The organism is Pantoea sp. S61 (genome assembly GCF_016625145.1).
In the GTDB taxonomy this organism is placed as follows: domain Bacteria; phylum Pseudomonadota; class Gammaproteobacteria; order Enterobacterales; family Enterobacteriaceae; genus Pantoea; species Pantoea rwandensis_B.
The window spans coordinates 1-11,524 of sequence record NZ_JACVUO010000011.1 but is presented as its reverse complement, the minus strand read 5'-3'; the positions used below and the strand labels follow the sequence as shown (position 1 = coordinate 11,524).

The 11,524-nt window shown below is 54.8% G+C and carries 8 protein-coding genes; 3 read left to right on the top strand and 5 right to left on the bottom strand.

The annotated features are described in order from the left end of the window. Positions 1-76 precede the first annotated feature (76 nt). A complete protein-coding gene (gene metH / locus IAE30_RS18995; protein ID WP_200680716.1) occupies positions 77-3,760 on the bottom strand; it encodes a methionine synthase in 3,684 nt (1,227 codons plus the stop codon). Between the two features lie 198 nt (positions 3,761-3,958). On the opposite strand from metH, the gene iclR reads away from it, so the two are divergent. Continuing rightward, positions 3,959-4,789, top strand: coding sequence for a glyoxylate bypass operon transcriptional repressor IclR (gene iclR, locus IAE30_RS18990; protein ID WP_038643723.1), 831 nt, complete (start codon positions 3,959-3,961; stop codon positions 4,787-4,789). Here the strand turns inward: iclR and aceK are convergent. The 4 genes from aceK to metA all read right to left on the bottom strand — a co-directional run bounded on the left by aceK (position 4,786) and on the right by metA (position 10,772). Continuing rightward, the gene (aceK, locus tag IAE30_RS18985; RefSeq protein ID WP_038643725.1) at positions 4,786-6,519 is read right to left on the bottom strand and encodes a bifunctional isocitrate dehydrogenase kinase/phosphatase; all 1,734 of its coding nucleotides are present in this window, start codon (positions 6,517-6,519) and stop codon (positions 4,786-4,788) included. The two genes, iclR and aceK, sit on opposite strands and share 4 nt — an antisense overlap. A gap of 134 nt (positions 6,520-6,653) precedes the next feature. Continuing rightward, positions 6,654-7,955 (bottom strand): isocitrate lyase, encoded by a 1,302-nt coding sequence (gene aceA / locus IAE30_RS18980; protein WP_045832423.1) that lies wholly within the window; start codon positions 7,953-7,955, stop codon positions 6,654-6,656. 16 nt (positions 7,956-7,971) lie between these two features. After that, complete coding sequence (gene aceB / locus IAE30_RS18975) at positions 7,972-9,570, bottom strand: malate synthase A (protein ID WP_200680714.1); 1,599 nt, start codon at positions 9,568-9,570, stop codon at positions 7,972-7,974. A 272-nt stretch (positions 9,571-9,842) separates the two neighbouring features. Then, on the bottom strand, positions 9,843-10,772 hold the full coding sequence (gene metA, locus IAE30_RS18970) for a homoserine O-succinyltransferase (protein ID WP_034827128.1): 930 nt from the start codon (positions 10,770-10,772) through the stop codon (positions 9,843-9,845). 105 nt (positions 10,773-10,877) lie between these two features. Between metA and IAE30_RS18965 the strand changes: the two genes are divergently transcribed. Both IAE30_RS18965 and IAE30_RS18960 read left to right on the top strand, forming a co-directional pair. Next, positions 10,878-11,135, top strand: a complete 258-nt coding sequence (locus IAE30_RS18965) for a hypothetical protein (RefSeq protein ID WP_200680712.1) — start codon at positions 10,878-10,880, stop codon at positions 11,133-11,135. Positions 11,136-11,199: 64 nt separating this feature from the next. Continuing rightward, positions 11,200-11,337 (top strand): hypothetical protein, encoded by a 138-nt coding sequence (locus IAE30_RS18960; protein WP_200680710.1) that lies wholly within the window; start codon positions 11,200-11,202, stop codon positions 11,335-11,337. Positions 11,338-11,524 lie beyond the last annotated feature (187 nt).

The following is an 11,524-nucleotide window of genomic DNA, read 5'->3' as shown; positions in this document are numbered from 1 at the left end:
TACCTGGAGGTCTCGGGGCCTAGCCTGGTTGGGCCCCGACTGCATGCTCTGCGTGTCCTTTTACGCCATCAGCCCATCAATCCGCGTCATAACCCAGATTCGGTGCCAGCCAGCGCTCAACCTCACTGACACTCATCCCTTTACGCGCCGCATAATCTTCCACCTGATCGCGCTGTATCTGCGCCACAGCGAAGTATTTGCTGTCCGGATGGCTGAAATACCAGCCGGATACTGCCGCGCCCGGCCACATAGCAAAGGATTCCGTGAGCTTCATGCCAGTGTGCGTCTCCACATCCAGCAACTGCCAGATTTGCGCTTTCTCCGTGTGTTCCGGACAGGCCGGATAGCCCGGAGCAGGACGAATGCCCTGATAATTTTCGCGAATCAACTCTTCGTTACTCAGGTTCTCATGGGCAGCAAAGCCCCAAATCACCTTACGTACCCGCTCATGCAGATATTCGGCAAAAGCTTCTGCCAGACGGTCTGCCAGCGCCTTAACCATGATCTTATTGTAATCATCATGCTGCTGCTCATACGCTTCGGCCAGCGCATCCTCTTCCAGCCCACCGGTCACCGCAAAAGCGCCGAGATAATCGGCTTTACCGCTGGATTTCGGTGCAACAAAGTCAGCTAAGCAGTAGTTGGCGAAATCAGTCTTCTCGGTCTGCTGACGTAAGTGATGGCTCACACCTATCACCTGATCGCGGTTTTCATCACGGTAGACTTCGATATCGTCTCCGACGCGGTTTGCCGGGAAAATCCCTACTACGCCACGCGGATTGAGGGTGCCGGTTTCACTGAGCCTGTCCAATATAGCGTTGGCATCGGCAAACAGGCGTTTAGCCTCTTCACCCACCACTTCATCTTCGAGAATGCGTGGGTATTTCCCCGCCAGCGACCAGGTCATAAAGAACGGCGTCCAGTCGATGTAGTGACGCAGCGTGTCGATACTGGCTTCAACCGCGCTGACCCCAAGGCGATGCGCGACTGGCGGCGTGTAGCTTTCCCAGTCGATGGCATAATCGTTGTCGCGTGCGGTTTGCAGGCTGACCGGCGGCGTACGTGGCTTTTTACGTGCGTGCTGAATGCGCACCGTGTCGTATTCTTTGCGCGTGCGTGCCACAAACTCCTCTTTGAGGCTTTCGGAGAGCAGTGAAGAGACAACACCCACGGTACGCGAGGCGTTTTGCACATACACCGTTGGACCACTGTAGTTCTGCTCGATCTTCACCGCCGTATGCGCTTTCGACGTGGTCGCACCGCCAATCAGTAACGGGATGGTGAAGCCCTGACGCTCCATCTCTTTCGCCACGTTGACCATTTCATCCAGTGATGGCGTAATCAGCCCAGAAAGCCCAATGATATCGGCATTTTCAGCCATGGCGGTTTTCAGGATTTTGTCACCTGGCACCATCACGCCAAGATCGATAATTTCGTAGTTATTACACTGCAAAACCACGCCGACGATGTTTTTGCCGATGTCATGCACATCGCCCTTCACCGTCGCCAGCACGATTTTACCGTTGCTGCGCCCGGCTTCTTTGCTGGCTTCAATATAAGGTTCGAGATAGGCCACCGCTTGCTTCATCACGCGCGCCGATTTCACCACCTGCGGCAGGAACATTTTGCCCTCGCCGAACAAATCGCCGACCACGTTCATGCCGGACATCAGCGGCCCTTCAATCACCTCAATGGGCCGTGCGGCAGCCTGACGCGCCTCCTCGGTGTCCAGCTCGATAAATTCAGTGATGCCTTTTACCAGCGAGTATTCCAGACGCTTGACCACGTCCCAGCTACGCCATTCGGCCTGCTGCTTCTCCTGCTCACCGTCGCTCTTGCTAACGCGATATTTCTCCGCCAGCTCCAGCAAACGCTCAGTGCCATCGTCGCGGCGGTTCAGCACCACATCTTCCACCGCTTCGCGCAGTTCTGCGGGCAAATCATCATAAATCGCCAGCTGCCCGGCGTTGACGATGCCCATATCCATCCCGTTGCGAATCGCGTAATAGAGGAACACCGCATGAATCGCCTCACGCACCGGATCGTTACCGCGGAAAGAGAACGACACGTTAGAGACGCCGCCGGAGATCATCGCATGCGGCAGTTCGCGTTTGATGTCTTCACAGGCACCAATAAAGTCCATCGCATAGTTATTATGCTCTTCAATACCGGTGGCGACTGCGAAGATATTTGGGTCGAAAATGATGTCTTCTGGCGGGAAACCGACCTCTTCCGTCAGGATCTTGTAGGCGCGATGACAGATTTCGATTTTGCGTGCGCGGGTATCCGCCTGGCCGACTTCGTCAAACGCCATCACCACCATAGCGGCACCGTAGCGTCGCACTTTGCGCGCGTGTTCGATAAACGGCTCAACGCCCTCTTTCATCGAAATGGAGTTAACGATGCCTTTGCCCTGAATGCACTGCAGCCCTTTCTCGATCACCTCCCACTTGGAGGAGTCGATCATAATCGGTACGCGTGCGATATCGGGTTCACCGGCAATCAGGTTGAGGAAGCGCACCATCGCAGCTTCCGCATCCAGCATGCCTTCGTCCATGTTGATATCGATAATTTGCGCGCCACTTTCCACCTGCTGACGCGCCACATCCAGCGCTTCGTTATATTTCTCTTCTTTAATCAGACGCTTAAATTTGGCCGAACCGGTGACGTTGGTGCGTTCGCCGACGTTCACAAACAGTGAATCAGCGTGAATATTCAGGGGTTCCAGACCGGACAGACGGCAGGCAACGGGGATCTCAGGCAACTGACGGGGTGCAACGCCCTCAACCGCCGCCGCCATCGCCGCGATATGCTCCGGCGTGGTACCGCAGCAGCCGCCGATGATATTGAGAAAGCCAGCTCGCGCCCATTCGCCGATCTGTTCAGCCATGGTTGCCGCATCTAAATCATATTCACCAAACGCATTCGGCAATCCGGCGTTAGGGTGGGCAGTGACATAGCCTTCCGCAATACGGGATAGCTCCTGCACATACTGACGCAACTCGTCCGGGCCCAGCGCACAGTTGAGGCCGAACGACAGCGGCTCGGCGTGACGCAGTGAGTTGTAGAAACCTTCGGTGGTTTGCCCGGAGAGCGTGCGACCCGAGGCATCGGTGATGGTTCCGGAGATCATCACCGGCAGCTTCACGCCCATCGCTTCCATCTCGACCTGCACAGCGTAAATCGCCGCCTTGGCATTCAGAGTATCGAACACCGTTTCGATCATAATCAGGTCGGAGCCACCCGCAATCAGGGCATGCGTTGATTCGCGATAGGCTTCCACCAGCTGATTAAAGGTGACGTTACGGAAGGCAGGATCGTTCACATCGGGCGAAATGGAGCAGGTGCGGTTGGTGGGACCGAGCACGCCCGCAACATAGCGCGGTCGGTCCGGTGTTTTCACCGTCCATGCATCCGCACTGGCACGCGCCAGTTTTGCCGCTTCAAAGTTAATCTCCGCTGACAAAGCTTCCATCGCGTAATCGGCCATCGCAATGGTGGTGGAGTTGAAGGTGTTGGTTTCCAGAATATCTGCGCCAGCGGCGAGATAAGCATCATGAATTTCGCGAATAACGTCCGGTTTGGTGAGCACTAACAGATCGTTATTGCCTTTTAAATCAGAGGGCCAGTCGGCAAAACGGCTGCCCCGGAAATCTGCTTCACTCAGTTTATAACTCTGGATCATGGTGCCCATGCCACCATCCAAAATCATAATGCGCTGTGCCAGCTGCTGATGCAGCATTTCGGTTTTGTTGCTCACTCTCGCCCCGTCCACGTCATTGCATTGGCTAATATGCCAGCCAGACATACTGGCATAACTTTCCGGCGAGCAAAAGTCACGACAGATGAGACATTTTCAGCCTGAAAGCATCACAGATCCGACCAGTAAAGCAGCGTTTGCATTCATACGCCCAAAAACGAAAATGGTTTCCAGCATTGATGCGATTGTGGAGACGTTATGGCAACCCCAGTACCGGCGAAACGTGGAAAAAAACCGCGTGCCGCAACAGCCACCAGCGCCCCGGCAGGTGGGCAAGTTCAATCCCTGACGCGCGGTTTGCGTTTACTCGAACTGATCGCCGAATCTCACGGCAGCGTCGCGCTGACCGAGCTGGCTCAACAGGCCGGCTTACCGAATTCCACCACGCATCGCTTGCTGACCACCATGCAGCAGCAGGGATTTGTGCATCAGGTCGGTGATCTGGGCTTCTGGACCATCGGATCACATGCCTTTGTGGTCGGCAGTAGCTTCCTGCAGAGCCGCAATCTGCTGGCGATTGTCCATCCCATCCTGCGTAAACTGATGGAAGATGCCGGAGAGACGGTGAATCTGGCGGTGCTGGATCTCAGCGATTACCAGGCAGTGATCATCGATCAGGTGCAGTGTACGCAGCTGATGCGGATGTCGGCACCGATTGGCGGTAAGCTGCCGATGCACGCGTCTGGCGCTGGCAAAGCATTTCTCGCCCATCTCAGCGATGAGCAGGTGACCGCGCTGTTGCATCAGAAAGGATTGCACCACTACACGCCGAAAACGTTGATGTCTCCGCACAGCCTCAAAGAGAATCTGGCGCTGATCCGTAAGATGGGCTTTTCGCACGATGATGAAGAGCACGCGCTGGGCCTGCGCTGCGTAGCGGCCCCGATTTATGACGAGCACGGCGAGCCTTTTGCCGCCATCTCGATTTCCGGCCCAATCGCGCGCATGACCGACGACCGCGTGACCGAACTGGGCGCGCTGGTGATCCGCGCCGCCAGGCAAGTCACGCAAACCTATTCTGGCCGCTAAGCGGCCACTGATGCATAGCGCGCGCTGAAACGTTGTCCGGCGCGCCAGGCGATCACTTCTTCGATGTGTCCTTGACGAATGCGCGCTTGCAGCGCGCGCCACCAGCCCGGATCAAACAATTGCGGATGCAACGCCTGCAATAACCTTCCGGTGCCTGGTTCGCTGCACAGCGCATAGCGGAAGGTTTCCGGGAACACATCATCCGGTCCCACGCTGTACCACGGCTCGGCCTGCAGTTCATCCTCTTCGTAACGCGCTGGCGGCACATCGCGGAACTGCAATTCGGTCATGGGGCGAATTTCATCGTAGTCGTAAAACACCACGCGGCCGTGGCGCGTCATGCCGAAGTTTTTGAACAGCATGTCGCCGGGAAAAATGTTGGCTGCCGCCAGCTGGCGAATCGCGTCGCCATATTCACTCACCGCGTGCTGACGCTGTTCCGGCGTGGCCTGCGCCAGCCACAAATTGAGTGGCTCCATGCGACGCTCCAGCCACAGATGTCGAATGATCAGCACATCGTCACGCAGTTCCATCTTCTCCGGAATGTCGCGTTGAAATTCCTCCATCAGCTCTGCCGGGATACGTGCGCGCGGTATCGCGAAGTACTCAAATTCCTGAGTATCAGCCATGCGTCCCACACGGTCGTGTTCTTTGACCATGCGATAGCATTCCCGCACCTGCGCATCAGTGACCTCTTTCTGCGGCGCGAAGCGATCTTTAATCACCTTAAATACGCGATCAAATCCTGGCAGCGTAAACACCAGCATCACCATACCGCGGATGCCGGGCGCGATGGTGAAATCTTCGTCGCTGTGTGCCATATAATCCAGGTATTCGCGGTAGCATTCGGTTTTGCCGTGTTTCTGGCAACCGATGGCCATGTAGCGTTCGGCAAGGGTTTTTCCCGGCAGAATCGGTTGCAGCCAGGCAACCAACGCCGCAGGAACGGGTGCATATACCATAAAGTAGGCGCGGGCGAAGCCAAACACGATGCTGGCGTCGTCGCTGTCGGTTAAGCAGGTGTCGATCCACAAGCGTCCCGCCTCATCACGCTGAATAGGCAGTAAGCAAGGCACCATGCCATCACTCAGCTGCAATCGCGCCACAATCCATGCGGTTTTATTTCGGTAGAACAATTCACCGGCGACATCCAGCGTGGCAGCTGCCAGTTGAGTGGAGCTGAACTGCTCATGCAGATGGCGGACAATCCAGCCAATATCACGGGTGAGGTCCTGCCAGGGTAAGCGCAAAGGAATATCATTGAGCACCTGACGCAGTACCTCATGCCAGTTGTGCTGCGGGCGATACAAGCGTGACAGCGGACGCTGGGCCAGCGGCGTCGGGGCAAAAGGCTGCGACGGAAAGATAAACAGGCGTTCGGGATCCAGATGACTATGGCCTTGCAGACGGCAATAGACGGAATTAAAAAAGCTTTCGGCGATTTCATGGCGCGGATAGCCGGGGAGCAGCGTCTCATAATGGCTTTTTACCCGCAGCCAGAACGCCTCATCCCAGTTCGACACGTCATTTAGGATGCGCAGTTGGTTGGCCACGAGTCCGACATGGTGATCATAAAGATGGATACGCGCTTTCATCGCCTGCTGCACGGCATGCCAGTCGGCCTGCTCGAAGCGCTGCTGGGCGCCTGCAGTAATATCCAGAAAGCGGCCATACTGCGCATCGAAACCTTGCAGAATGGTGTGGGCGATCAGAGATTCTCTTGGTGTCATCGGCAACGCTCCGGCAAAGGGCGCCCGTCCGTGGGCCAGGCGTGATGAAAGTCCGGGATGCGGTTTTTGGTCGTCATCAATGGCGACCCTACGAATGTATCGTGCGATTTTCGTAGGGTACGCATGCAGACTGATCAGAACTGCGCGGCCTCAGTGGAACCGGTCAGTGCAGTGACGGAAGACTGGCCGCCCTGAATCACGTTAGTGATACGGTCAAAATAGCCGGTGCCCACTTCCTGCTGATGTGAGGAGAAGGTGTAACCTTTTTCGCGCGCGGCAAATTCCGGCTGCTGCACTTTCTCAACGTAATGGCGCATACCTTCACCCTGCGCATACGCGTGCGCCAGATCGAACATGTTGAACCACATACTGTGGATACCCGCCAGCGTGATGAACTGGAAGCGGTAGCCCATGTCGCTCAATGCCTGCTGGAAACGGGCGATGGTGCGATCGTCGAGGTTCTTCTTCCAGTTAAACGATGGCGAACAGTTGTAGGCCAGCAATTTGCCCGGATATTGTGCGTGGATCGCATCGGCGAAACGCTGCGCCAGTTCGAGATCCGGCGTCGAGGTTTCGCACCAGAGTACATCTGCGTACGGCGCATACGACAAGCCTCGGCTGATCGCCTGCTCAATACCGGCACGAGTGCGGAAGAACCCTTCCGCAGTGCGTTGCCCGGTGATAAACGGCGCATCGCGCTCGTCACAGTCGGAGGTAATCAAATCAGCAGCATCCGCATCGGTGCGCGCCAGCAAAATGGTGGGCACCCCCATGACATCGGCTGCCAGTCGCGCGGCCACCAGTTTTTGAATCGCTTCCTGGGTTGGCACCAACACTTTGCCGCCCATATGGCCACACTTCTTCACCGAGGCCAGCTGATCTTCAAAGTGCACCGCGCCGGCGCCTGCTTGTATCATCGATTTCATCAGCTCGAAGGCGTTGAGCACGCCACCAAAGCCTGCTTCCGCATCCGCCACAATCGGCAGGAAGTAGTCGATAAAGCCCTCATCCTCTGGTGACACACCATTCGCCCACTGAATCTGGTCGGCGCGTTGGAAGCTCTGATTAATACGCTCGACCACATTGGGCACCGAGTTCGCCGGGTAGAGCGATTGATCGGGATACATCTGCCCGGCCATATTCGCATCCGCTGCTACCTGCCAGCCGGAGAGATAGATCGCCTCGATTCCTGCTTTGGCCTGCTGTATCGCCTGCCCGCCGGTTAAGGCACCAAGGCTGTTGATATAGCCCTTGGTGGATTCACCGTTGAGCAGCGACCACAGTTTATTGGCCCCCCGCTCTGCCAGCGTACAGGCCGGATTCACCGAACCGCGCAGGTTGATAACATCTTCCGCGCTGTAGGGGCGGGTAATGCCCTGCCAGCGTGCGTCGTTCCAGCTCGATTCCAGTTGTTTGATCTGTTGGTTACGATTCATAGCGTTATCTCCAGGTTCATGGCAGCAGGCGGTAGCCCGGCAGAGTGAGAAAAGAAACCAGCTCGTTATCCGTGGTGATTTGCGCCATCAGTGCGGCGGCATCGGCGAAGCGCCCGCTACGGCAGCGCTCTTCACCCAGCGTGTGTTGCAGCGCTTGCATCTCCTCATCCAGCAGACGTTCAAACAGCTCGGTGGTCACCAGTTGGCCATCGCTGAGGATCTGTTTGTGGTGAATCCACTGCCAGATGGAGGTACGAGCAATTTCTGCCGTGGCGGCATCCTCCATCAATCCATCGATAGGCACGCAGCCGTTACCCCCGATCCACGCCTCAAGGTATTGCAGCGCCACACGAATGTTGGCGCGCATACCCGCTTCAGTACGCAGCCCCCGGCATGGGCGCAACAAGCGTTCGGCGGTGATGGGCGCATCCTGATCGCGACTGACATGCAACTGATTCGGTTGCTCACCCAGCTGGCGATCAAATTCTGCCATCGCGATATCGGCCAGGCCCGGGTGTGCGACCCAGGTGCCGTCATGACCGTTACCGGCTTCACGCGCTTTGTCTTCCTGTACTTTCTGCATCACCCACGCATTACGTTCGGCGTCTTTACTGGGGATTAGCGCGGACATGCCACCCATCGCTAAGGCGCCGCGGCGGTGGCAGGTTTTGATCAGCAGCCGTGAATAGGCATCGAGGAAAGGCTGATCCATGCTGATTTGCTGACGATCCGGCAGAATGCGATCGCCGTGCTGTGCCAGGGTTTTGATGTAACTGAAGATGTAATCCCAACGGCCGCAGTTCAGGCCGACCACGTGATCGCGCAGTTCCCACAGGATCTCGTCCATCTGGAAGACTGCCGGCAGCGTTTCGATCAACACCGTGGCTTTGATGGTGCCGCGCGGCAGATCAAAACGATCTTCGCTAAAGCGGAAGATCTCACGCCACCACGCCACTTCAGACGCATGCTCGGTTTTTGGCAGATAGAACCAGGGCGCGTGCCCCTTCTCCAGCAGCGCATCAACGTTGTGGAACAGATAGAGCGCAAAATCAAACAGTCCGCCAGGAATGGCACGATCGCGCCACTCAACATGCTTTTCATTCAGATGCAGTCCACGTACACGGCACATCAGCAGAGCAGGATCGGATTTCAACTGGTAGATCTTGCCCGCTTCACTGGTGAAGCTCAGCGTGCCCTTAACCGCATCGCGCAGTGTCAGCTGGCCATCCATCAATTTCTGCCAGGTCGGTGCCAGTGAATCCTCAAAATCGGCCATGAAGACATTGACGTTAGCATTCAGCGCGTTGATCACCATTTTGCGATCCGGCGGACCGGTGATCTCAACGCTACGATCGCGCAGCAGTTGGGGAATTGGACGTACCTGCCAGTCACAATTACGAATGGAAGCTGTTTCCGAATCAAAGTCCGGTAAGGCCCCCTGATCGTAACGTTGCTGGCGCTGCTGACGTGCCTTTAACAGGCGCTCACGTTCCGGTGCAAAACGTGCAACCAGTGTATGCAGGAAGTCGATGGCTTCCGGTGTGAGCAGCTGCTTTTCCGCTTGGGTAAAGGGCTGAGTGAAAGTCAGCGTATTGTGGATAACCGAATCTGTCATGCGGGCTGCTCCTGTTTTGATCCGTCCCCCACTTACGGGGGGCCGGGTGTAGGGTGATTTTTAACCGGCAAGATCAGAGCATAATGATTTTTATTTTGTTTTCAAAAACTATTTCCATTTTTGTTTATTAACTGATTTATCTTTCTGATTTAAATGTAATTTAAACTCTCGAATTAAAGGCAATGGATTCCACAACCTTGCGCAAGGCAAAAAAAATGCCGCGACAGCACGAGGCTGTCACGGCACATTTAATGAGAAAAGCGAGCTTTGCTTTAGTCGAGTGTGGGGTTCATATGACGCAGATCGAACGGCGTGATCTGGTAAACGTAATAGTTTAACCAGTTTGAGAACAACAGATTACCGTGGCTGCGCCAGGTGGCACGCGGTGGCAGTTCAGGGTTGTCCTGCGGGAAGTAGTTAAACGGTACTTCCGGGTGCAGCCCGGCATCATAATCTCGATGATATTCACCGGACAGCGTCAGCGCATCGTATTCAGGATGGCCAGTAACAAATGCCAGGCGCTTGTCTTTGCTCGCCATCAGGTAAGCCCCGGTAGCGTCAGATTCGGCAAACAACTCGAGATCGGTATAGTCGCGAATTAACTGGCTCGGGAAATCAGCATAACGCGAATGAGGCGCGAGGAAATTGTCGTCAAATCCACGGGTTAACAAGGCATGTGGATGCAGGATTTGATGTTCATATACACCCGAAAGTTTGTTCTGCCGCGTCTGCTTAGGAATACCATAGAGAATGTTCAGGGCTGCTTGCACCGCCCAACAGACAAACAGCGTGGATGTGACGTGTTCTTTCGCCCAGTGCAGCACACGCTGAATCTGCGGCCAGTATGCCACGTCATTGAAATCTACCAATCCCAGCGGGGCACCCGTAACGATCAGACCATCGAAATTATCGTGCTCAATATCTTCGAAGTTGCAGTAGAAGTTATTGAGATGCTCGCTCGGAGTATTGCGTGACTCACGACTGTCGATGCGCAGTAGCTGTATGTCAATCTGCAGTGGCGAGTTAGAGAGTAAGCGTAAGAACTGATTTTCCGTTTCGATCTTTTTTGGCATCAGGTTGAGGATCAGTACTTTTAGCGGACGAATCTCCTGAACACTGGCGCGCGATGAGGCCATGACAAACACGTTCTCATTACGCAAAAAATTCACTGCCGGTAATTCGTCGGGGATTCTGATTGGCATAACTGACTGACCTCTTACTGATAACCGTATAAACGTTTAGACATCCAGATGCCCGAGGTTAGCCTGGCATCCGCTGAATGTCGAGTCTTCATGCGGATTATGAAAATGTTTCAGTTTAAAGCGGGATTCATACCGGTAAATTGGCCATTTAAGTCGCGTTTTGACCGTGCTGACGCTTGGATTTATGCCTATTTTGCATATAGGCGTGATTCTGATAATGGTTTTTTATTGCTGAAATGTGGATCTAATTCAACAGATAATGATCGCTTTTTGGAGTCAACACTTCAACGACTGGGTTCAGGAGTGGCAGTCGTTCAGTGGATACAAAAGAGAACCAAATTAGTGCTGATTTATCAGGATTAGCTTAAGGTTTTGAGGTTAACCTGTAACCAAAATCGCTCTGTGGCGGCGTGGTGTCAAAGGTGAAGTGGCTGATTTACTGGATGGATATGTGATTGCGCTGGCCAGCGATGAGAAATTAACAAACGGCTACTTTATTCCTGATATTAATCAGCCGGTTAGCGTGGCTGATTTTATTGAAAACTGGCTGATAAAGGGCCGGTAAGCGGGGGGGTTTTTGCGGGACTGGCTGAATTTCAGACGTAAAATCTCCTGGCTACAGACGTAAGAAAAACCTGGACTATCCCCTGGCTACAGACGTAAAAAAACCCTGAACTTGCGTTCAGGGTTTCTTCACTTGTTTGATGCCTGGCAGTTCCCTACTCTCGCATGGGGAGACCCCACACTACCAT